Here is a 20253-nt window from a genome sequence, read left to right as displayed (position 1 = left end):
CCGGCGGAAACCTTGTACAGGAGGAACGGAAAGGGATTGGGGCGGGCCTGACTAGACCCGGCGGCAGCCGCGCTCAAGCCCCCGGCGGAGGTCGTCTCCCACGGCGAGACGACGCGTGAAACTTACGGGTCACATCTCCGTTCAGATCGCCACGGACATACAGGCCGTAACCCTTTGGACCCAGGAGAAGACACCGTGCGCAAGACCACCCTCGCCCTCCTCGCCATCGCTGGCCTCGGGCTCAGCGCCTGCGGCTACAGCACCGGGGACCGGGCGGTGTCCGGCGGCCTGCTGGGCGCCGGTGCGGGCGCCGGCGTCGCGGCCATCACCGGCGGCAATGCCGGCACGGGCGCCCTGATTGGCGGCGCGGCCGGTGCGGCCGGCGGTGCGCTGACCAGCGGCCGCGACGTCAACCTGGGCCGCCCCATCTGGCGCTGATCTCCCGGCACTGAGCCCCTGGCGCCGCGCGCCGGGGCGAGGTGACGGCCTGGAAAAGGGCCCGCCGACCACGGCGGGCCCTTTTTCCGTTTCAGGCGGCCGAGCTGTGCGCCCCGCTGGCCTGCGTGGCCGGGGCGTAGTCCGCCGGGGCGGTGCGCTCGCGCTTCACCAGCAGCTTGTTCAGCGCGTGCACGTAGGCGCGGGCCGAGGCGATGATGGTGTCGGTGTCCGAGCCCTGGCCGTCCACCAGCTTGCCGCCTTCCTCCAGACGCACGGTGACGCGGGCCTGGGCGTCGGTGCCGCCGGTCACGGACTGCACGGCGTAGAGGCGCAGCCCGGCCTCGTGCGGGAAGGCCGCGCGCAGGGCGTTGAAGGTGGCGTCCACGGCGCCGTCGCCCACCGCCATCCCTTCCTGCTCCTCGCCGTCGATCTCCAGCTTCAGCGTGGCCATCGGGCGGGTGTGCAGGCCGCTGGCCACCGTCAGCCCGGTCAGCTTGATGCGGTCATGGGTGCGCAGGATCTCGTCGTCCACCAGGGCGACGATGTCCTCGTCGTAGACCACCTTCTTGCGGTCCGCGATGTCCTTGAAGCGGCGGAAGGCGTCGTTCAGCTGGTTGTCGCCGACCTCGTAGCCCAGCGCCTTCAGCTTGTCGCGGAACGCCGCCCGGCCGGAATGCTTGCCCATCACCAGCGAGGAGTTGGTCCAGCCGACGCTCTCGGGCGTCATGATCTCGTAGGTGCCGCGATCCTTCAGCATGCCGTCCTGGTGGATGCCGGATTCATGGGCGAAGGCGTTGCGCCCGACGATGGCCTTGTTGGGCTGCACGTCGAAGCCGGTGATCGTGGCCAGCAGCCGCGAGGTGCGCAGGATATTGGGCGTCACCACGCCGGAGCGCATGCCCACCGTGTCCTGGCGGGTGCGCAGCGCCATGGCCACCTCCTCCAGGCTGGCATTGCCGGCGCGCTCGCCGATGCCGTTGATGGTGCATTCCACCTGCCGCGCCCCGGCGCGGATCGCCGCCAGCGTATTGGCCACGGCCAGGCCGAGGTCATTGTGGTTGTGGGTGGAGAAGACCACCCCATCCGCCCCCGGCACCCGCTCGCGCAGCATGGTGAAGATGCGCGCCAGGTCCTCGGGCAGGGCGTAGCCCACCGTGTCGGGGACGTTGATGGTGGTGGCGCCGGCCTTGATGGCGGCCTCCACGCAGCGGCACAGGAAGTCCGGGTCGGTGCGGCTGCCATCCTCGGCCGACCATTCCACGTCGGCCACGTGGTTGCGCGCCAGGGCCACGCTGTCCGCCACGGCCTGCAGCACCTCGTCCGGGCTCATCCGCAGCTTGACCCGCATGTGCAGCGGGCTGGTGGACAGGAAGGTGTGGATGCGCGGGCGGGCGGCAGACTTCACCGCCTCGGCCGCGCGCAGGATGTCCTGCGGGGCGGAACGGGCCAGGCCGCAGATCACCGGCCCGTCCTTGCTGAAACGGTCGGCGATGGAGCGGACGCTGTCGAAATCGCCCGGGGAGGCGATGGGGAAGCCGGCTTCCAGCACGTCGGCGCCCAGCTCGGCCAGGGCCTCGGCCATGCGCAGCTTCTCTTCCAGGTTCATGGAAAAGCCGGGCGACTGCTCGCCGTCGCGCAGGGTGGTGTCGAAGATGATGACGCGGTCGTCGGCCAGGGTGCCGAAGGAGGGGTGCTGGATGGGCATGGTTCGCTTCTCGACTGGATCGGGCCGTGGGAACGGGTGGGCCACCGCGCGCCGGACGCGCGCGGGGCCTCAGCTTCCCCTGAGCGTGGCCGGCACTCGCGCCGGGTTTACGCCCAGGGGCCGGTAAGTCGAAGGAGGAGGAGGAGGCGCGCGTCGCCGAGGCCCGGAAGGGCCGTCAGGCAAGCAGCGGAGGGGCCGCGCGCGAACATGCGGCCACCGATAGCAGCGACGCGGCGGGGCCGCAACGCCGGATTTCCCGGCGCCGCAGCCCGGCCCGGTGACGGTTCAGCCCAGCCCGGCCCGGCGGGCAGGTTCAGCCCGGCGGGTGCTCCGCCCACCAGTGGCGGGCGATCTGCTCGCGCGTGCAGACCCAGACATCCGGGCAGGCCACCACGTGGTCCAGGAAGCGCGCCAGGGCCGCGGCCCGCGCCGGCCGGCCCACAAGGCGGCAATGCAGCCCGACATTCATCATGCGCGGGGTGGTCCGCCCCTCTTCCCGCAGGAAGTCCAGGGAGTCCCGCAGGTAGGCCGTGAAGGCGTCCGTGGTGCCGAAGCCCGGCGGCACGGCGAACTTCATGTCGTTGTTGTCGAGCGTATAAGGCACCACGAGCTGCGGCTTCCCGTTCACCGGCACGTAATGCGGCAGGTCGTCGTCGTAGGCGTCGGAATCGTAGAGGAAGCCGCCATGCTCGGCCACCAGGCGGCGGGTGTTGGCGCTGATGCGGCCGGTGTACCAGCCCACCGGCCGGACCCCGACCGTGCTCTCCACCGCGGCCACGTTGCGGGCGATGTGCTCGCGCTCGGTGGCCTCGTCCACCTCGGCGTAGTTGATCCAGCGGTAGCCGTGGCAGGCCACCTCGTGCCCGGCTTCGGCAAAGGCACGCGCCGCCACCGGGTTCAGTTCCAGCGCCCGGCCGACGCCGTACACCGTCAGTCGCAGCCCGCGCTCGGCAAACAGCCGCAGCACCCGCCACACGCCGACCCGCGCGCCGTAGTCGAACTGCGATTCCGTGCTCTCGTCCCGCATGCCGCGGCGGGGCTGGCCGCCGGGAACCTCGTGCAGGTAGGCCTCGCTGATCGGGTCGCCGTTGAGGACGGTGTTCTCGCCGCCCTCCTCGTAGTTGAGCACGAAGCTCAGCGCGACCCGGGCGCCATTGGGCCAGCGGGCGTCCGGCGGGTTGGGCCCGTAGCCCAGCAGGTCGCGCGGATAGGCGCTGCCTGCGCCCAGCACCGACCCACTCACGGCGCGCCCCGGGTGGACAGGCCGGCGCCGCCGCCGACATAGCCGCCGCGCAGGCCCCCTTCCCGCTCGCAGCCCGCCAGGGCCAGGGCGATCAGCAGCACGGGCAGCAGCCGCGCGACGATCCTCACGCCGGCATCCCGGCGCGGCCCGGCTCGTCGTTGAGGTGGCAGCGGGAGCGATGCCCGGGGGCGATCTCCTTCAGCGCCGGCACCTCGACGCGGCAACGGTCGAAGGCATGCGGGCAGCGCGGGTGGAAGTGGCAGCCCTTGGGCGGGTTCAGCGGCGAGGGGATCTCGCCCTTCACCGTGTTGAAGGCCTTCTTGCGCGCCTCGATCTTGGGCACCGCCGCCAGCAGCGACTGGGTGTAGGGGTGGTTGGCGCGGGCGAAGACCTCCGCCGCCGGCGCTTCCTCCACCACCCGGCCGAGATACATGATCACCACCCGGTCGCTCAGGTGCTCCACCACGCTCAGGTCGTGCGAGATGAACAGGTAGGTGAGGTCCAGCTCCTGCCGCAGACGCATGAACAGGTTCAGCACCTGCGCCTGGATTGACACGTCCAGGGCGGCCACGGATTCGTCGCAGACCAGGAACTGCGGTTGCACCGCCAGGGCGCGTGCGATGCCGATGCGCTGCCGCTGCCCGCCGGAGAACTGGTGCGGGTAGCGGCGCTTGAAGGCCGGGTCCAGCCCGGCGCGGCGCATCTGCTCGTCCACGTAGTTGTCCAGGTCGCGGCGCCGCACCATGCCGTGCACCAGCGGCGCCTCGCCCACGATGTCGCTCACCCGCAGGCGCGGGTTCAGGGAGGACATCGGGTCCTGGAAGATCATCTGCGCCTGCAGCTTGGCTTCCCGCGCCTCGGCACCCGAGAGCGTCGCGCGATCCACCCCGCGCCACAGGATCTCGCCCTCGCTCTGCGGCAGGATGCCCGCGACCATGCGGCCCAGCGTGGACTTGCCGCAGCCGGATTCGCCCACCAGCCCGACCACCTCGCCCTTGCGGACGGTGAGGTCGACGTGGTCCACGGCGTGCACCACCTCCTCGCGGATCGGGGCGCCCAGGCGCTTGGCGATCTTGCCCGCGAAGTCCAGCGACTTGGAGAAGCGGCGCGACACGGCGCGCAGCTCCACCATCGGCGTGCCCAGGGCCTGCGCCTTGTTGGCCCTCTGCCGTTCCAGGGTGGCGCTCATGCCGCGGCCTCGGCGCTCTCGAGATGGGGAAAGAAGCAGCGCGCCCATTGCTTCGGGCGTTTCTCGTCCATCAGCGGGTACTCACGGCACTTGTCCTGGGCGCGGGGGCAGCGCGAGCGGAAAGGGCAGCCCACCGGCAGGTTGAGCAGGGAGGGCGTCATGCCCGGGATCTGCCGCAGCGGCTCGCCACGCCGGTTGCGCGACGGCACGGAGCCCAGCAGGCCCACGGTATAGGGGTGCAGCGGCGCGTCCAGCACGTCGCCGACATCGCCGAACTCCACCACGCGGCCGGCATACATCACGGCGATGTCGTCCGCGAGGCCGGCCACCACCGACAGGTCGTGGGTGATCCAGATCAGCGAAGTGCCGGTGGTGGCTGCGAGCTTCTGCACTTCCGCCAGGATCTGCCCCTGGATGGTGACGTCCAGCGCGGTGGTGGGCTCGTCCGCCACGATCAGCTCGGGGCGGTGCAGCAGGGCGATGGCGATGGCCACGCGCTGCCGCATGCCGCCGGAGAACTGGTGCGGGTAGCTCATCAGCCGCTCGTCCGGGCTGGGGATGCCCACCATGCCCAGCGTGTCGCGCGCCCGCTGCCGCGCCTCCTCGCGCGACACCTTCTCGTGCGCCTGCACGGTCTCGATCATCTGGGTGTCGATGCGCAGAACCGGGTTCAGCGTCATCATCGGGTCCTGGAAGATCATGGCGATGCGGTTTCCCCGCAGCTGCCGCATCTCCTCCTCGGACAGCTTCGCCAGGTCGCGCCCCTGGTACAGGATCTGCCCGCCGACGATCCGCCCGGGCTCGTCCACCAGCCCCATGATGGAGAAGCCGGTCACGGTCTTGCCCGAGCCGGATTCCCCCACCAGCCCCAGCACCTTGCCGCGGCCCACGGTGAAGCTGACATCGTCCACCGCCTTCACCACGCCGGCGCGGGTGAAGAAATGCGTCTGCAGGTGCCGCACCTCCAACGTCGGCGGCGCGGCGGAGGCGGGAACCGGGTCTTCCTTGCGGGTGCCGCTCACTTCTGCAGCCTCGGGTTCAGCACGTCGCGCAGGTGGTCGCCGACGAGGTTGATGGACACGATGGTGATCAGCAGCGCGATCCCGGGATAGAAGGAAATCCAGTACTTGCCTGAAAGCATGTACTCGTAGCCGTTGGCGATCAGCAGCCCCAGCGAGGGCTCAGTGATCGGCACGCCCAGGCCCAGGAAGCTCAGCGTCGCTTCCAGCGCGATGGCGCGCGCCACCTGCATGGTGCCGATGACGATCAGCGGCGGCAGGCAGTTGGGCAGCAGGTGGCGGAAGATGATGCGGTGCGTCGGCAGGGCCAGGCACTGCGCCGCCTCGATGTACTCGCGCCGCCGCTCCACCAGGGCCGAGCCGCGCACCGTGCGGGCGTAGTAGGCCCATTCCACGATGATCAGCGCCAGCACCACGTTGGTGATGCCCTTGCCCAGGAAGGCCAGGATCATCAGCGCCGCCAGGATGGACGGAAAGGACAGCTGCAGGTCCACCAGCCGCATGATCAGCGTGTCGGTGCGCCCGCCCGCATAGGCCGCCAACATGCCCAGGCTGGCACCGATCAGCGCCGCACAGATGGCGGAGCCCGCACCTACCATCAGGCTGATGCGCAGCCCGTAGAGAATGCCCGACAGCATGTCGCGCCCCTGGTCGTCCGTGCCGAGCCAGAAGGTCATGGTGTCATCGCCGTTGCGCGAACCCGGCTCCAGCCGCCCGTCCATGATGTCGAGCTGGGCGAGGTCGTAGGGGTTCTGCGGCGCGATCAGCGGCGCCAGGATCGCCAGCAGCGCCAGCGTGGCAAACACCACCAGCCCCAGCATCGCCAGCTTGGAGGCGGCGAAGTCGCGCAGGAAACGCTGCAACGGCGTTTCCACCTTGGCCACGCGCGGCGCGGCAGGCGCGCCGGAGCCGGGCTTCGGCCCGGCGGTGGTAGCGCTCATGCCTTGCCTTCCAGCCGCACGCGCGGATCCAGCATCGAGTACATCAGGTCCACGACGAGATTGATGACGATGAACATCATCACGATGATCATCAGGTAGGCCACGATCACGGGGCGATCCAGCACGTTGATGCTGTCGATGATCAGCTTGCCCATGCCCGGCCAGGCGAAGACGCTTTCCGTCACCACCGAGAAGGCGATGGTGGAGCCCAGCTCCAGCCCCACCACGGTGACCACGGGGATCAGGATGTTCTTGAACACGTGCACCATCACCACGCGCCGCGGCGTCAGCCCCTTGGCGCGGGCGAACTTCACGAAGTCCATCAGCATGGTTTCACGCACGCCGGCCCGGGTCAGCCGCACCACGAGCGAGATCTTGAACAGCGCCAGGTTCAGCGCCGGCATCGCCATATGCGCCAAACCGTCGCGCGTCAGGAAGCTCCAGCGCATCCCCAGCACCGTGACCGTCTCGCCGCGCCCGGTGGAGGGCAGCCAGCCCAGTTGCACGGCGAACACCATGATCAGCATCAGCCCGACCCAGAAGGTCGGCAGCGAGAAGCCCAGGATGGAGCCCGCCATGATGCCGGACGAGATCGGCGACTTCGGCCGCAGCCCGGCGTAGAGGCCCAGCGGCACGCCCACCAGCAACGCTAGGAAGGTGGCGCCCAGCGCGAGCTCCAGCGTCGCCGGCATGCGCTGCAGGATCAGCTGCAGCGCCGGCTCGTTGAAGACGAAGGAACGGCCGAGGTCGCCGCGCAGCGCGTTGCCCAGGAAGGCCAGGTACTGCCACCACAGCGGCTGGTCCAGGCCCAGCGCGGCCACGGCGCGGGCGCGCTCCGCCTGGTCGGCGTCGGGCGAGATCAGGATCTCCACCGGGTCGCCGATGGCGTAGACGCCGACGAACACGATCACCGACATCGCCAGCATCACCAGCGCCGCCTGGATCAGGCGACGCAGCAGGTAGACCGTCATTCCGCCTCCGGGATCAGGGCGCGACCGGGCGCACGTCCTGCGCCCGCGTCAGCTCGTCGGCCCGCGCGTCGTGGCGCAGCCCGCGGCGCATCGCCCAGATGTTCTTCTGGATATGGATCGGGATGATCCCGACATCGTCGACCGCCATGCGCGTGGCGTCCTGCAGCACCCGCTCCCGCTGCCCGTCGTCCAGCGTGCGCAGGGCCTCGCTCAGCTTGGCGTCCAGCGCCGGGTTGCTGTAGGCGCCGCGGTTGGAACCGCCCCAGCCCCGGGCCGGCGTGATGGTCGCCAGCAGCGAGCGCAGCGGCGATGTCGCCTCGGCCGAGGAGATGCCCCAGCCCACCAGCCCCGCGCTGTAGTCGTGCCGCCCGGCGCGGGCGATGTAGGCGGCCCAGGGCTGCGCCTCCACCTGGGTGCGCACGCCGATGCGGGTCCACATCTGGCCGATCGCCTGGATGATGCGGGCGTCGTTCATGTAGCGGTCGTTGGGGCCGTGCAGCGTGATGCGGAAGCCCTGCGGGTAGCCGGCCTCGGCCAGCAGGCGCCTGGCACGGTCGAGGTCCACGGCCGGCGGCTCCAGCCCGGGCACGAAGGAGTACAGGCCGGGCGACAGGAACTGCCCGGTGGGTGCGGCCGCCCCTTCCATGACGCGGCCGGTGATGGCGGGGCGGTCGATCGCCATGCTCAGCGCCTGCCGGACGCGCAGGTCCTTCAGCGGGTTGCGCGGCAGCGGCTGGCCGTCGGGACCGGTGACGAAGGGCGAGGATCCCTCGCGCCCGTGGTCCAGGAACAGGAAGATCAGCCGCAGCCCGTCCGCCTCGCTCAGCTGCACCCGGCCTTCGCGGCGCATCCGCTCGATGTCGCTGGTGGGCACCTGGTCGATGAAGTCCACGTCGCCCGCCAGCAGCGCCGCGGTGCGGCCGGCATCGTTGGTGATCATGCGGTAGTTGACGCGCGACCAGGCCGGACGGTCGCCGAAATACTCGTCGTTGCGGGCGTACTCGATGCGGTCGCCGCTGCGATAGGACACCACGCGGAACGGCCCGGTGCCGATCGCCACCTTGGTGCTGTTGAAGTCGTCCGTGCTGGCGCCGCTGTGCGTTTCGCGGTCCAGCATCTCGATCTGCGCGAGATCGGTGGGCAGCAGCGGATAGGGCCCGTCCGTGCGCATGCGCACCGTCACGGGGTCCACCACCTCCACGCTGCGGATGGCGCGCGTGTAGATGCCGTAGGTGGACGGGCTGTTGGGCACCGTCGGCACGCGCTCCACCGTGAAGGCCACGTCCTCGGCGGTGAGGGCGCTGCCGTTGTGGAAGCGCACGCCGGGCCGCAGCTTGAACTCCCAGGTGTCTTCCGAGACCGGCCGCCAGCTTTCCGCCAGGCGGGGGATCAGCCGGCCGCGGGCGTCGAAGCTGGTCAGGCTGTCGAACAGCATGTCGGCCACGGCGTAGTTCGGCGACAGCGCGTGGTAGTGCGGGTCGAGGGAGGTGACCGGCGCCCCCACCGCGAGGTTGAGCGTTTGCGCGCCAGCGGAGCCCGCCAATGCCGAAAACGCGACCAGGGCCGCGGCCATGGCGCTCGTCTTGCTCATGATCTGAGTCCTCGGATAGCTCGCAGCCCCTTGTGTTCCGCAGTCTAGCAGCCACCATGCCAAGCCGCCAGCATCGCGCTTGGCACCCATGCAACGGAGACCGGGACCTCCCATGCCGACCCTTCGATGGACGCTTCCCCTGCCGCGGGCTGCCCTGAACGCCGCCGCCCTGGCGGCGGCCGCACTAGCCGCCACGCCGGCCGGGGCCCAGACCCTGACCATCGCCATCGGCGGGTCGATCACCTCGCTGGACCCGCATTTCTACAACGCTTCCCCCAATAACAGCATCACCGCGCACATCTTCGACAAGCTGGTGGAGTTCGACGCGCGGGCGCAGCTCGTGCCGCAGCTCGCGCAGTCCTGGCGTGCGGTATCCGACACGGTGTGGGAGTTCAAGCTGCGGCCGGGCGTGAAGTGGCATGACGGGCGCGACTTCACCGCCGACGACGTGGTGTTCACCGTGGCCCGCACCCCCGACGTGCCCAACAGCCCCGGCGGCTTCGGCGCCTTCGTGCGCGGCATCCAGCGCGTGGAGGTGGTGGACCCGCTCACGGTACGGCTCCATACCGCCGGCCCCTACCCGATGATGCCCACCGACCTCGCTTCCGTCGGCGTCATTTCCCGCCACGTCGGCGAGGGTGCGACCACGGAAGACTACAACAGCGGCAAGGCGGCGATCGGCACCGGCCCCTACCGCTTCGTGTCATACCTGCCCGGCAGCCGCACCCAGCTGGCGCGCAACGACGGCCACTGGTCCGGGCGGCCGTCCTGGGAACGCGTCGACTACCGCGTCATCTCCTCGCCGCCCGCGCGCACCGCGGCGATCCTGTCGGGCGACGTGGACATCATCGACACCGTGCCGGCCTCCGACATCCCGCAGCTGCGCAACGAGGGCCGGGTCACGCTGAGCCAGATCCAGGGGCTGCGCGTGATCTACATGGCCCCCGACCGCTCCCGCACCGCCGACCCGATCTTCGTCACCGACAATGCCGGACGCCCGCTGGCGCAGAACCCCTTCAACGACCTTCGCGTGCGCCGGGCGCTGAGCCTGGCCATCAGCCGCGAGGCGCTGGCCGAGCGGGTGATGGAGGGCACCGCGCAGCCCAACGGCCAATGGCTGCCGCCCGGCTCCTATTCCTTCAACCCCGCCGTGACGCCGCCGCGCCAGGACATCGAGGGCGCCCGCCGCCTGCTGGCCGAGGCCGGCTTCCCGCAGGGCTTCCGCATGACCCTGCACACGCCCAACGACCGCTACCCCAACGATGCCCGCACCGCCCAGGCGGTGGCGCAGATGTGGACCCGCGCCGGCGTGCAGACGCAGGTGGAGGCGCTGCCCTGGGCTAGCTTCTCCGTCCGTTCCAACCGGCAGGAATTCGGCATGCGGCTGGTCGGCTGGGGCAGCGCCACGGGGGAGGCCTCCTACGCGCTGGTCAACATCCTCAACACCTACAGCCAGCAGGCGCGAACGGGGGCCAACAACATGGGCCGCTATTCCAACCCGGCCCTGGACTCGCTGACGGAGCGCGCGGTCACGACGCTGGATGACGGCCGCCGCGAGGAGTTGCTGCGCGAGGCGGTGAAGATGGCGATGGACGACGTGGCGATCATCCCGCTGTTCCAGCTGGTCAACACCTGGGCCGTGCGGCGCGGGCTGCAGCACGACCCGCGCATGGACGAGCGGACCCGCGCCATGGACATCAAGCCGGGCAACACCTGAGCTGCGACGGCGGGCGGGGAGTTCCTACTCCTCGTCCGCATCCGCCACCGGCAGGATCGAGGTTTCCTTGACCGTGGCCATGGCCACCACCGTTTGCGTGCGCTCCACCCCCGGCAGCGCACCGATCTGCCCGGCCACGAAGCGTTCCAGCGCGGGCAGGTCCGGCAGCCGCAGCTTCACCATGAAGGACCAGGCGCCGGTGATGGCGTGGCATTCCAGCACCGCCTCGGCGCGCAGCATGGCGTCGCGGAAGGCCTCGTCATCCTGCCCGGGCCGCAGCGACACCAGCGCCCAACCCACCAGCGGGCAGCCCACCGCGGCCGGGTCCAGGTCGGCGCGCCAGCCGCGGATCGTGCCCCGCTCTTCCAGACGCTTCACCCGCTCGGCCGTGGCCGACACCGACAGCCCCGCGACCTTGGCGAGGTCCGCCAGTCCCGCCGCCCCGTCCTGCTGGAGGGCAATGAGGATGTTGCGGTCGATCTCGTCCATGCCGTGCAGCCTAGCCTCCCCTTCCCCATCACGGAAAGGCAAACGGCCCGGCACGCAGAGCATGCCGGGCCGTTTTGGTCTTCGGTCGGAGCGGGGCCGCAGCCCCGCTCCGCCGTCGATCAGACGTAGTGCTCGGCCAGCGGCGCGAAGCCGTTGAAGCGCTGGCTGGCATAGGTGGTCACGTAGGCGCCCGTGGCCTCCAGCTCCACCCGGTCGCCGGCGTCGAGCGCCAGCGGCAGGCGGTAGTTGCTCTTCTCGTACAGCGTGTCGGTGCTGTCGCAGGTCGGCCCCGCGATGGTCACCGGCCCGTCCTCCCCGCCGTCATGCGGCGTGCGGAACACGTACTTGATCGCCTCGCCCTCGGTTTCCGCCAGGCCGCCGAAGCGCCCGATGTCGAGGTAGACCCAGCGCACCGGGTCCTCGGCGGACTTGCGGGACACCAGCACGACCTCGCTCGACACCACCCCGGCGTCGCCGACGATGAAGCGGCCCGGCTCGATCACCAGCTCCGGCAGCGCGTTGCCGAAAGCCTTGACCATGGCGCCCATGATGGCGTCGCCGAACTTGCCGATCTCCGGCACTTCCGAGCGGTAGCGCACCGGGTAGCCGCCGCCGAGGTTGACCATGCGCACGTTCACGCCCGCGCTGCGCAGGTCGGTGAACAGCAGACCGACCTTGGCGATCGCCGCCTCGTAGGCGGTGGTCTTCACCTGCTGCGAGCCGACATGGAAGCTCAGGCCGAAGGGGTCGAGCCCGAGCTCGCCCGCGCGCACCATCAGCTGCTTCGCCATCTCGACCTCGCAGCCGAACTTGCGGCTGAGCGGCCATTCGGCGCCGTCATTGCCCACCAGGATGCGGCAATACACGCGCGCACCGGGGGCGGAGCGGGCCAGCTTCTCCAGCTCCCCCTCGCTGTCGAAGGCGAACATGCGCACGCCGCGCGCGAAGGCGGCCTGGATGGCGCGCTCCTTCTTCACGGTGTTGCCGAAGGAGATCCGCTCCGGTGCCGCGCCGGCCTCAAGACAAGCGGTGACCTCCTCGAAGGAGGCCGCATCGAAGGAGGAGCCGAGCCCCACCAGCCGGCCCAGGATCGGGGCGGCCGGGTTGGCCTTCACGGCGTAGTAGATCTGTGCCAGCGGCAGGGCCGCGGTCAGCCGCCGGTAGTTCTCCTCCACCCGATCCACGTCCAGGACCAGGCAAGGCGTCGCCGGCTCGGCGTCGCGCAGGAAAGCGGCGATCTTGGGGGTCATGTGTGTGCCACCCTCGAAGATGCGACAGAACCGCCGATCCGAGAGGTCGGCCCTGTCAGTGTTGACGAACGGTCGAACGAACCAGCGACCAAGCGGTGCCAGCACGCTTGACGTCGTTGCCTAACCACCCAGGGCCAGAGGCACGTGCGTATCGCGTTGCGGACGGGCAGATAGCCCCAGGACTTCGGCAACACAAGGGCGTTGTGGCCCCCAACCGGTCTTTTTTCCGCAAGAACCAGCGATGGGCCGGAACCAGCAATGGTTAACACGGGGTCATGGGCTCGAATCGCCTGCCAAACAGGGGGCCTACCGGCCCTTTTCCGGCCGGGAGCTCACCTCGGCCGCATCTGGCGCGCCGGGCGCGAGTCCGGATGGCCGCACGGTGCCGCGGCCCTGCCGGAACCCGGGGGCGGCGTGGACAGGGTAGGCGGGCGCTGGCACCATCGACGGCAGCCCGCAGGGAGCGCTTCCGGGCTTCCGCGCATGGCCGGCCCGCGCTGGCCCCGGCTTCCTTTCCGCGTCGGAGTTCCCCTTGACGAGAACGGTGGTGGTGCTCGCGCTGGAACCCCAAGGCGCGGCGCAGCTGATCTCGCTCCTGGCAGCCGGCGACCGGTTGCGCGGCACGGGCGTGATGCTGCTGGACGCCAGCGGCCGCGCCGGCCCCGACCTGCTTCGCCGCGCCGCACCGGGGGAAGCCGGCACGCGGCTGGTCGTGACCGGCGCGCATGGGACGGCCTGGCTGGCCGCGCATCGCGAAAACCCCGGCGCCTTCGACATCCTGTATCTCCGCACCACGGCCGTGACGCTGTGGGAACTGGTGATCGAGCAGGGCGCCTTTCCCGACCCAGTCATGGCGCTGCGCCGCCGCTTCGCCGAGTTCCTCGACCAGATGCTGCGGGAATTCCCACAGATCAGCCTGGAGGACCTGCACTTCGCCCCCGGCGACGCCCTGGCGACGCTGCTGTCCCAGTTGGGCCTCCCGCAGCCCTCCCTGCCCGCCCCGGTGCCGGCGCCCGAACCCGGCCTCGGCTATGCCCGCAGCATGGCCGCGCTGCGCGACCTCGGGGGACCGGGGGGCGAGGAACTCAACGCGCTGCTGGAGCTGCGCCTGGGCGAGCCGCGCCGGATCGGCCGCGGCCATCCCGGCTCCCTGATCCTCGGCCGCGGCTGGAGCTACCAGGAGGTCAAGCTGGTCTGGAGCGACGGCGACCACGCCACCCTCGCCGTGCCGCTGCCCCCCGATGCCGAAGGCCCGCTCTGCTGCCGGCTGTCGGGCATGGTCGCGAAGACCCCCTTCACCCTGCGGGCCAGCATCCGCGGCGCGCCGGTCGGCACCTTCATCTGGCCGGCGGGATCGCAGCATGCCGCGGTGGTCGACCTGCCCCTCACCCTCACGGCGCGCAGCAGCGAGCGTGTCGTGCCGATCGATTTCGCCTTTGAGGGCTTCCTCACGCCTGACCCTTCCGGACCGACCGACCCGCGGCGCCTGGGGATCGCTCTGCAATCCGTGCAGATCTACCCGGCCCGCAGCGGTCCCGATCGGGACGCTTCGGCGGCGAGCATGTTCGACGTCCTGCTGGCTGCCGGCTGCCGGCCCCCCGCACCGATACCGGCCCCGGTGCCCGCCCCGCCCACGCCGGCCCTCCTCCCCCCGGAGCGGACCCGCACGGTGCCGGCAGCGCTGCGGCAGCTCGCCGATCCGCGCGCCCCGCGCCTCGCCCTGCTGCTGCTCGGCTCGCAGGGCGAAGCGCTCGCGGCCGCCCTGCCCCTGTGCGAGGCCGCCGAGGTGGTGCTCGCCGTGGCCGACGCGCTGCCCGCGGCCGCCCCGGACCCGCGGCTGCTCCTGTGGGAAGGCGGCGCTGCTGCGGCCCTGCAGTTGCTGGACGGACTCGCCATCCCGGCGGATCTGGTGGTGGCCTGGAACAGTGTCCCGCTCGGCGATGTCCTGTCGCAGGGCACGGCCGCCGCGCCCCGCCCCTGCTTGGCCCACTCCGTCCTGGTGACCCGCACCGACCCGGACGGAACCATGGAGCGGTTGCAGCGAGCCCTCGACGGCACCGCCGGAAGCCTGCTGGCGTTTCCTCCGTTCGTGGTCGCCCGGCTGGGGCGGCGGAGCGGCGCATGACCCGGCGCCTCGCCGCCGAAGCCACCATGGGGGTGGTGTCGCAGGAGGGAGGCCTGCGCTTCACGCTCCTGTCGGGCGCCCGGGGCCGCAGTTCCCGCACGGTGCCCACGATGCGGATGCTGGAGGCGCTGCTGGCCGGCCGCACCGCGCCGCTGCCGCCGGACGGCACCTTCCTGTTCCAGTACGAGGACTTCGCCTCCCACGACGCTCCTTCGCTGGCCTACGGCAAGTGGCGCGGCGAGTTCCCGGCCGTGCGGCTGGTTCCCGACACGTATTTCTTCGGCAGCCGCGGCTACGACGCCACCCGGCAGGCCGCCGCCGCCGGTGCCCTGCCGCCCTGGCAGGACCGCGAGGACCGCCTGTTCTGGCGCGGCTCGCCGACCACGCGGCGGGTCGGGGATGACGGCGTCGCCATCGACCGGCTGGAACAGGTGCTGCGCGTGCGGCTGTGCCGCCTGCTGCACGGGGTGCCGCGCACCGATGCCGCGATGACGGGGGACTGGGCCCCGATCTGGCCCGCCGAAACGGTGATCCCGCGCTTCACGGAATGGGGCATCCTGCGCCGCGGCGTGCCCATGCTACAGCACGCCCGCTACCGCTATCAGCTCGACATCGACGGCGTGGCGAATGCCTGGAGCCTGTTCGACAAGCTGCTGATGGGCTCCTGCATCCTCAAGGTCGCCAGCCCCTTCGAGCAGTGGTTCTACCGCTGGCTGCGCCCCTGGGAGCACGTGGTGCCCGTGCGGGCGGACCTGTCCGACCTGCTGGAAAAGCTGGACTGGTGCTTTTCTCACCCCGTCGAGGCGGAGGCGATCGGGCGGCGGGGACAGCAACTCGCCCTGTCGCATTCCTTCGAGGATGCCTGCGCCCTGGCCCGGGCGGCCGTCCGGGACTGCACCCTGGTCACCTGAGCCGGGTGGCGCCACACCCGGGAAACGCCTGAAACCGACAACATCCGGGACGGGCGGGCCGCCCCGCCGCCCCGGCCGGCTTCAGCGGATCAGGCCCTCCATCGGGGAGGAGGGGTCGGCGGCGGCGATCCGGGGCATGCGGCCGGCCAGAAAGGCGTCGCGCCCGGCTTCCACGGCAGCCTTCATCGCCCGCGCCATGCGGACGGGATCCCCAGCATGGGCGATGGCGCTGTTCAGCAGCACCGCGTCGCAGCCCAGCTCCATCGCCAGCGCGGCGTCGGAGGCCGTGCCGATCCCCGCATCCACCAGCACGGGAACCCCGGCCTGTGCCTTGATGGTGCGGATCATGAAGGGGTTGCACACCCCCAGCCCGGAGCCGATCGGCGCCCCCAGCGGCATGATCGCGACGCAGCCCATCTCCTCCAGCCGCTTCGTCGCCAGCGGGTCGTCGGCGCAGTACACCATCACCTCGAAGCCGTCGCGGATCAGCGCCTCGGCGGCCTCGAAGGTGGCGGGCATGTCCGGGTACAGGAAGGGCGGCGGCCCCAGCACCTCCAGCTTCACCAGGTTCCAGCCCCCCGCTTCCCGCGCCAGGCGCAGGGTGCGGACGGCGTCCTTGGCGGTGTGGCAGCCGGCGGTGTTGGGCAGGTAGGTGTAGCGGTCGGGGGGGACGAAATCCTGCAGCATCGGCGCGCCGGGATCGGACAGGTTCACCCGCCGCACCGCCACCGTGACCATCTCGGCGCCCGAGGCCTCGATCGCCGCGGCGGTTTCCTCCAGCGACTTGTAGCGCCCGGTTCCCACCACCAGCCGGGAGCGGAAGCGGCGGCCCGCGACCTCCCAGCCCTCATCCTGCGGCAGATGCGTGTCCATGGTGTTCTCTCAGCCCCCGCCGATGAAGTGCACGATCTCGATCGCGTCGCCCGCGGCGAGCGCAGTGTCCGCGTAGGCGGAGCGCGGCACGATCTCCTCGTTGCGCTCCACCGCGACCTTGCGCCGGTCCAGGCCCAGCGCCGCCAGCAGGGTGACCACGGTGGCCCCGGGCTCGACCTCGCGCGCCTGTCCGTTGACCGTGAGGGCGACGAGGCCCGGCAGCGTGTCCGACATGGCCGCCATGTGGCGCAGCGCGGGCCCCCGAACAAGCGCCACCGGCGCCGGCCCGGCATGTGCCGCCGGCACCGCCGACGCTGGACGCGCCTCGCGCACCCTGCTAGCCCCCGCCACTGGCTCGAGAACCCCCGCCGTGTCCCCTCCCCTGATCGCCGTGTTCAACGGCCCCAACCTGAACCTGCTCGGCACCCGCGAGCCCGCCCTGTACGGCGCGGACACGCTGGACGACATCGAGACGCTCTGCGCCGAGGTGGCCGAGGCCTTGGACTTGGCGATCGACTTCCGCCAGACCAACGTCGAGGGCGAGCTGATCTCCTGGGTGCAGGAATGCCGGGGCCGGGCGGCGGGGATCGTGATCAACCCGGCGGGCTATTCGCACACCTCGATCGCGCTGATGGACGCGCTGCTGGCAGCGGACCTGCCCGTGGTCGAGGTGCACCTGACCAATATCCACCGGCGGGAAGCCTTCCGCCACCTGTCCTACGTGTCCCGCGCGGCCACGGGCGTGATCTGCGGGCTGGGTCCCGCCGGCTACGCCCTGGCGCTGCGGGCCATGGCTGGGCTGGTGGGGGGCGCGGCAACCGGCGCCGGACCGGACGACATGGATGACGATGAATGACCGGCCTTACCTTTGACTCCGACGCCATCCGGGCCCTGGCGAAGATCCTGCGCGAAACCGACCTGAGCGAGATCGAGCTGGTCGAGAAGGACAGCCGCATCCGCGTGGCGCGCACCGTGACCGCCGCGCCGGTGGCGATCCAGGCCGCCGTGGCGCCGGCCCCCGCTCCCGCCCCGGCCGCCCTCGCCGCCCCCCCGGCCGCGCCGGCGGCGGAGCCGACCCATGCCGGGGCGGTGACCTCGCCCATGGTGGGCGTGGCCTACCTGTCGCCCGAACCCACCGCCGCCCCCTTCATCACCCAGGGCCAGAAGGTCGTCGCCGGCCAGACCCTGCTGCTGATCGAGGCGATGAAGACCTTCAACCAGATCAAGGCGCCCAAGGCCGGCACCGTCACCCGCATCCTGGTGGAAACCGGCACCCCCGTGGAATACGGCGAACCGCTGGTGGTGATCGAGTAGGGCGCACCCCGATGTTCACCAAGGTGCTGATCGCCAACCGCGGCGAGATCGCGCTGCGCATCCACCGCGCCTGCCAGGAAATGGGCATCCGCACGGTGGCCGTGCATTCCACTGCCGACGCCACCGCCATGCATGTCCGCCTGGCCGACGAGAGCGTCTGCATCGGCCCGCCCTCGGCGCGGGACAGCTACCTCAACGTCGCCGCCATCCTCTCGGCCGCCACCATCACCGGCGCCGAGGCGATCCACCCCGGCTACGGCTTCCTGAGCGAGAATGCCCGCTTCGCCGAGATGGTGGAGGCGCACGGCCTGACCTTCATCGGCCCCTCCCCCGACCATATCCGCATGATGGGCGACAAGATCGCCGCCAAGGACGCGATGCGCCGCCTCGGCGTGCCGCTGGTGCCCGGCTCTCCCGGCGCCCTGGCCTCGCTGGAAGAAGCGCGCGAGGTCGCGGACAGCATCAAGTACCCCGTCCTCATCAAGGCGGCGGCCGGCGGCGGCGGGCGCGGCATGAAGGTGGCCCAGGACGAGAGCGAGCTGGAGGAAGCCTGGCGGGTCGCCCGCACGGAGGCCAAGGCCGCCTTCGGCGACGACAGCGTCTACATGGAGAAGTACCTCGATCGCCCGCGGCACATCGAGCTGCAGGTGATGGCCGACGGCCACGGCAACGTGGTGCATTTCGGCGAGCGGGACTGTTCCCTGCAGCGCCGCCACCAGAAGCTGGTGGAGGAGGCGGGCAGCCCCGTCCTCAGCCCCGCGCAGCGCGACGCCCTGGGCGCCACGGTGACGGCGGCCCTGAAGCAGCTGGGCTACCGCAATGCCGGCACGCTGGAATTCCTGTACCAGGACGAGCAGTTCGCCTTTATCGAGATGAACACCCGCCTGCAGGTCGAGCACCCCGTGACCGAGATGGTCTGCGGCGTGGACCTGGTGCGGGAACAGCTCCGCGTCGCGGCCGGCGAACGGCTCGGCTACACGCAGGACGACGTGCGCTTCAACGGCCACGCCATCGAGTGCCGCATCACCGCCGAGGACCCGCTGACCTTCGCCCCCTCACCGGGCCGGGTGACCACCTACCACGCGCCGGGCGGGCTGGGCGTGCGGGTGGATAGCGCCCTCTACGCCGGCTACGCGGTGCCGCCGCACTACGACAGCCTGGTGGGCAAGCTGATCGTGCACGGCGCCAACCGGGCCGAGGCCATCGCCCGCGCCCGGCGCGCCCTGGACGAGATGGTGGTGGCCGGGATCAACACCACGATCCCCCTGCACCACCGCATCATGGCCGATCCCGAGTTCCAGGCCGGCGACTACAACATCCACTGGCTGGAACGCTTCGTCGCCCGCCAGGAAGAGAACCGCTAGGAGCCGCGGCGGGTCGGACCACCGCCTCGCCGGACCGGGCAGCCCCTCAGGCGGCCCTGGCCCGCTCCGGCGTGTCGGCGCCCTCGATCCAGGGGGCGATCAGGTCCAGGAACAGGGTGGTGTGGGGGGCGGCGAGGTTGGCTGCCAGCGCATCCTCGTCGGTCCAGCGCTCGATGATCGCCACGTCGCGGGGGTCCTCCCCGCCGAAGAAGACGTCGAAGGCCTGGCACCCCGGCTGCAGCCGGACCAGGGGCAGGAACTCGTCCAGGATGCCGCGGAAGGCGGCATCGCCCCAGGGCTGCAGGCGCGCATGCCCCAACACCACGATCTCCATCCGGTTTCCCTTCGAATAGCCCGACGAGCCATTACGGCGCCGGCGCAGCATCGGATGCATGTGCGGCCAAGGCATGGCATCATCCGGGCAATGAGCCGCCGCAGCGTCGCGATCACCCCCGACCTCGTTTTGCGGGCTTATGCCGCCGGGCTCTTCCCCATGGCCGAGAGCCGGCGCTCCTCCCGGCTGTTCTGGCTGGACCCGCAGCGCCGGGGCATCCTGCCGCTGGAAGGCTTCCACCTGCCGCGCCGGCTGCTGCGCACCCTGCTGTCGGACCGTTTCGAAGTCACCGCCGACCGCGACTTCGCGGCGGTGGTGGCGGGCTGCGCCGCCCCCGCGCCCGGCCGCGAGGATTCCTGGATCAACCCGGAGGTGGAAGCCCTGTTCAACGCGCTGCACGCGATGGGCCATGCCCATTCCGTGGAAACCTGGCACGAGGGCCGGCTGGTGGGCGGCCTTTACGGCGTGCGGCTGGGCGGTGCCTTTTTCGGCGAAAGTATGTTCTCGCGCGAAACCGACGCGTCCAAGGTCGCGCTGGCGCATCTCGTGGCCCGGCTGCGGTCAGGCGGGTTCACCCTGCTCGACACCCAGTTCCTGACCGAGCACCTCGCCCGCTTCGGCGCCATCGAGATCCCGCAGGCCGACTACAAGGCGCGTCTCGCCACGGCCCTCGCCGTCCGGGCGGTCTGGGACCCGACGCCACCGCGCCCTGCCTTGGAAGCCGGCTTGCGCGCCTTGCGCACCGGGGCGGACACTCCGTCCGGCTGATCCGCCGGCGG

At 71.1% G+C, this 20253-nt stretch carries 21 protein-coding genes; 8 read left to right on the top strand and 13 right to left on the bottom strand.

Going from position 1 to position 20253, the window contains the following annotated elements; genetic code table 11:
- Window positions 1-195: 195 nt before the first annotated feature.
- Complete coding sequence (locus ACLIBK_RS11585; RefSeq protein ID WP_415387405.1) at window positions 196-438, top strand: hypothetical protein; 243 nt, start codon at window positions 196-198, stop codon at window positions 436-438.
- Window positions 439-529: 91 nt separating this feature from the next.
- On the opposite strand, the gene ACLIBK_RS11580 is transcribed toward ACLIBK_RS11585, so the two are convergent.
- The 8 genes from ACLIBK_RS11580 to ACLIBK_RS11545 form a co-directional block, all read right to left on the bottom strand.
- The gene (locus tag ACLIBK_RS11580; protein WP_415387404.1) at window positions 530-2143 is read right to left on the bottom strand and encodes a 2-isopropylmalate synthase; all 1614 of its coding nucleotides are present in this window, start codon (window positions 2141-2143) and stop codon (window positions 530-532) included.
- A gap of 313 nt (window positions 2144-2456) precedes the next feature.
- Window positions 2457-3386, bottom strand: coding sequence for an allantoinase PuuE (puuE, locus tag ACLIBK_RS11575; protein WP_415387403.1), 930 nt, complete (start codon window positions 3384-3386; stop codon window positions 2457-2459).
- Window positions 3383-3514, bottom strand: a complete 132-nt coding sequence (locus tag ACLIBK_RS11570; protein ID WP_415387402.1) for a hypothetical protein — start codon at window positions 3512-3514, stop codon at window positions 3383-3385. Before ACLIBK_RS11570 ends, puuE begins: the two co-directional genes overlap by 4 nt.
- The gene (locus ACLIBK_RS11565) at window positions 3511-4575 is read right to left on the bottom strand and encodes an ABC transporter ATP-binding protein (RefSeq protein ID WP_415387401.1); all 1065 of its coding nucleotides are present in this window, start codon (window positions 4573-4575) and stop codon (window positions 3511-3513) included. The genes ACLIBK_RS11570 and ACLIBK_RS11565 overlap by 4 nt, the downstream gene beginning before the upstream one ends.
- Window positions 4572-5597 (bottom strand): ABC transporter ATP-binding protein, encoded by a 1026-nt coding sequence (locus ACLIBK_RS11560; RefSeq protein ID WP_415387400.1) that lies wholly within the window; start codon window positions 5595-5597, stop codon window positions 4572-4574. Before ACLIBK_RS11560 ends, ACLIBK_RS11565 begins: the two co-directional genes overlap by 4 nt.
- Window positions 5594-6535, bottom strand: coding sequence for an ABC transporter permease (locus ACLIBK_RS11555; RefSeq protein WP_415387399.1), 942 nt, complete (start codon window positions 6533-6535; stop codon window positions 5594-5596). The genes ACLIBK_RS11560 and ACLIBK_RS11555 overlap by 4 nt, the downstream gene beginning before the upstream one ends.
- Window positions 6532-7506 (bottom strand): ABC transporter permease, encoded by a 975-nt coding sequence (locus ACLIBK_RS11550; protein ID WP_415387398.1) that lies wholly within the window; start codon window positions 7504-7506, stop codon window positions 6532-6534. The genes ACLIBK_RS11555 and ACLIBK_RS11550 overlap by 4 nt, the downstream gene beginning before the upstream one ends.
- Window positions 7507-7519: 13 nt before the next feature.
- The gene (locus ACLIBK_RS11545) at window positions 7520-9097 is read right to left on the bottom strand and encodes an ABC transporter substrate-binding protein (protein WP_415387397.1); all 1578 of its coding nucleotides are present in this window, start codon (window positions 9095-9097) and stop codon (window positions 7520-7522) included.
- Between the two features lie 112 nt (window positions 9098-9209).
- On the opposite strand from ACLIBK_RS11545, the gene ACLIBK_RS11540 reads away from it, so the two are divergent.
- The gene (locus ACLIBK_RS11540) at window positions 9210-10814 is read left to right on the top strand and encodes an ABC transporter substrate-binding protein (RefSeq protein WP_415387396.1); all 1605 of its coding nucleotides are present in this window, start codon (window positions 9210-9212) and stop codon (window positions 10812-10814) included.
- Between the two features lie 24 nt (window positions 10815-10838).
- Here the strand turns inward: ACLIBK_RS11540 and ACLIBK_RS11535 are convergent, their stop codons facing one another.
- Both ACLIBK_RS11535 and ACLIBK_RS11530 read right to left on the bottom strand, forming a co-directional pair.
- The gene (locus tag ACLIBK_RS11535; RefSeq protein WP_415387395.1) at window positions 10839-11303 is read right to left on the bottom strand and encodes an Lrp/AsnC family transcriptional regulator; all 465 of its coding nucleotides are present in this window, start codon (window positions 11301-11303) and stop codon (window positions 10839-10841) included.
- A 119-nt stretch (window positions 11304-11422) separates the two neighbouring features.
- The gene (locus tag ACLIBK_RS11530) at window positions 11423-12553 is read right to left on the bottom strand and encodes a type III PLP-dependent enzyme (protein ID WP_415387394.1); all 1131 of its coding nucleotides are present in this window, start codon (window positions 12551-12553) and stop codon (window positions 11423-11425) included.
- A 532-nt stretch (window positions 12554-13085) separates the two neighbouring features.
- Between ACLIBK_RS11530 and ACLIBK_RS11525 the strand changes: the two genes are divergently transcribed.
- Both ACLIBK_RS11525 and ACLIBK_RS11520 read left to right on the top strand, forming a co-directional pair.
- Window positions 13086-14678, top strand: a complete 1593-nt coding sequence (locus ACLIBK_RS11525; RefSeq protein ID WP_415387393.1) for a hypothetical protein — start codon at window positions 13086-13088, stop codon at window positions 14676-14678.
- Window positions 14675-15589 (top strand): glycosyl transferase family 90, encoded by a 915-nt coding sequence (locus ACLIBK_RS11520; protein ID WP_415387392.1) that lies wholly within the window; start codon window positions 14675-14677, stop codon window positions 15587-15589. Before ACLIBK_RS11525 ends, ACLIBK_RS11520 begins: the two co-directional genes overlap by 4 nt.
- An 81-nt stretch (window positions 15590-15670) precedes the next feature.
- Here the strand turns inward: ACLIBK_RS11520 and ACLIBK_RS11515 are convergent, their stop codons facing one another.
- Window positions 15671-16462: a thiazole synthase gene (locus ACLIBK_RS11515; RefSeq protein ID WP_415387391.1), complete on the bottom strand. Its 792-nt coding sequence runs from the start codon at window positions 16460-16462 to the stop codon at window positions 15671-15673.
- Between the two features lie 9 nt (window positions 16463-16471).
- Window positions 16472-16705, bottom strand: a complete 234-nt coding sequence (gene thiS, locus ACLIBK_RS11510) for a sulfur carrier protein ThiS (protein WP_415387390.1) — start codon at window positions 16703-16705, stop codon at window positions 16472-16474.
- A 127-nt stretch (window positions 16706-16832) separates the two neighbouring features.
- Between thiS and aroQ the strand changes: the two genes are divergently transcribed.
- Genes aroQ through accC form a run of 3 tightly spaced genes read left to right on the top strand, consistent with a single transcriptional unit; the run spans window position 16833 to window position 19140 of the window.
- On the top strand, window positions 16833-17318 hold the full coding sequence (gene aroQ / locus ACLIBK_RS11505; protein WP_415387389.1) for a type II 3-dehydroquinate dehydratase: 486 nt from the start codon (window positions 16833-16835) through the stop codon (window positions 17316-17318).
- On the top strand, window positions 17315-17776 hold the full coding sequence (gene accB, locus ACLIBK_RS11500) for an acetyl-CoA carboxylase biotin carboxyl carrier protein (RefSeq protein WP_415387388.1): 462 nt from the start codon (window positions 17315-17317) through the stop codon (window positions 17774-17776). Before aroQ ends, accB begins: the two co-directional genes overlap by 4 nt.
- Before the next feature lie 11 nt (window positions 17777-17787).
- Window positions 17788-19140, top strand: a complete 1353-nt coding sequence (gene accC / locus ACLIBK_RS11495; protein WP_415387387.1) for an acetyl-CoA carboxylase biotin carboxylase subunit — start codon at window positions 17788-17790, stop codon at window positions 19138-19140.
- A gap of 46 nt (window positions 19141-19186) precedes the next feature.
- Here the strand turns inward: accC and ACLIBK_RS11490 are convergent, their stop codons facing one another.
- Window positions 19187-19474, bottom strand: coding sequence for a putative quinol monooxygenase (locus tag ACLIBK_RS11490; protein ID WP_415387386.1), 288 nt, complete (start codon window positions 19472-19474; stop codon window positions 19187-19189).
- Between the two features lie 90 nt (window positions 19475-19564).
- Between ACLIBK_RS11490 and aat the strand changes: the two genes are divergently transcribed.
- Window positions 19565-20242, top strand: a complete 678-nt coding sequence (aat, locus tag ACLIBK_RS11485; RefSeq protein ID WP_415387385.1) for a leucyl/phenylalanyl-tRNA--protein transferase — start codon at window positions 19565-19567, stop codon at window positions 20240-20242.
- The last annotated feature ends 11 nt before the right edge of the window (window positions 20243-20253 follow it).

The sequence above is a fragment of the Roseomonas sp. BN140053 genome, from assembly GCF_047690175.1.
In the GTDB taxonomy this organism is placed as follows: domain Bacteria; phylum Pseudomonadota; class Alphaproteobacteria; order Acetobacterales; family Acetobacteraceae; genus Roseomonas.
The sequence above is the reverse complement of the archived record's forward strand: the minus strand, read 5'-3'. Positions and strand labels throughout refer to the sequence as shown.

What these genes read in the sequence shown, in the direction of transcription:
- ACLIBK_RS11580 (WP_415387404.1), bottom strand. Translation starts at nt 2,143, where the DNA reads ATGCCCATCCAGCACCCCTCCTTCGGCACCCTGGCCGACGACCGCGTC.
- ACLIBK_RS11565 (WP_415387401.1), bottom strand. Translation starts at nt 4,575, where the DNA reads ATGAGCGCCACCCTGGAACGGCAGAGGGCCAACAAGGCGCAGGCCCTG.
- ACLIBK_RS11555 (WP_415387399.1), bottom strand. Translation starts at nt 6,535, where the DNA reads ATGAGCGCTACCACCGCCGGGCCGAAGCCCGGCTCCGGCGCGCCTGCC.
- ACLIBK_RS11550 (WP_415387398.1), bottom strand. Translation starts at nt 7,506, where the DNA reads ATGACGGTCTACCTGCTGCGTCGCCTGATCCAGGCGGCGCTGGTGATG.
- ACLIBK_RS11545 (WP_415387397.1), bottom strand. Translation starts at nt 9,097, where the DNA reads ATGAGCAAGACGAGCGCCATGGCCGCGGCCCTGGTCGCGTTTTCGGCA.
- ACLIBK_RS11540 (WP_415387396.1), top strand. Translation starts at nt 9,210, where the DNA reads ATGCCGACCCTTCGATGGACGCTTCCCCTGCCGCGGGCTGCCCTGAAC.
- ACLIBK_RS11535 (WP_415387395.1), bottom strand. Translation starts at nt 11,303, where the DNA reads ATGGACGAGATCGACCGCAACATCCTCATTGCCCTCCAGCAGGACGGG.
- ACLIBK_RS11530 (WP_415387394.1), bottom strand. Translation starts at nt 12,553, where the DNA reads ATGACCCCCAAGATCGCCGCTTTCCTGCGCGACGCCGAGCCGGCGACG.
- ACLIBK_RS11520 (WP_415387392.1), top strand. Translation starts at nt 14,675, where the DNA reads ATGACCCGGCGCCTCGCCGCCGAAGCCACCATGGGGGTGGTGTCGCAG.
- ACLIBK_RS11515 (WP_415387391.1), bottom strand. Translation starts at nt 16,462, where the DNA reads ATGGACACGCATCTGCCGCAGGATGAGGGCTGGGAGGTCGCGGGCCGC.
- thiS (WP_415387390.1), bottom strand. Translation starts at nt 16,705, where the DNA reads ATGGCGGCCATGTCGGACACGCTGCCGGGCCTCGTCGCCCTCACGGTC.
- accB (WP_415387388.1), top strand. Translation starts at nt 17,315, where the DNA reads ATGACCGGCCTTACCTTTGACTCCGACGCCATCCGGGCCCTGGCGAAG.
- accC (WP_415387387.1), top strand. Translation starts at nt 17,788, where the DNA reads ATGTTCACCAAGGTGCTGATCGCCAACCGCGGCGAGATCGCGCTGCGC.
- ACLIBK_RS11490 (WP_415387386.1), bottom strand. Translation starts at nt 19,474, where the DNA reads ATGGAGATCGTGGTGTTGGGGCATGCGCGCCTGCAGCCCTGGGGCGAT.
- aat (WP_415387385.1), top strand. Translation starts at nt 19,565, where the DNA reads ATGAGCCGCCGCAGCGTCGCGATCACCCCCGACCTCGTTTTGCGGGCT.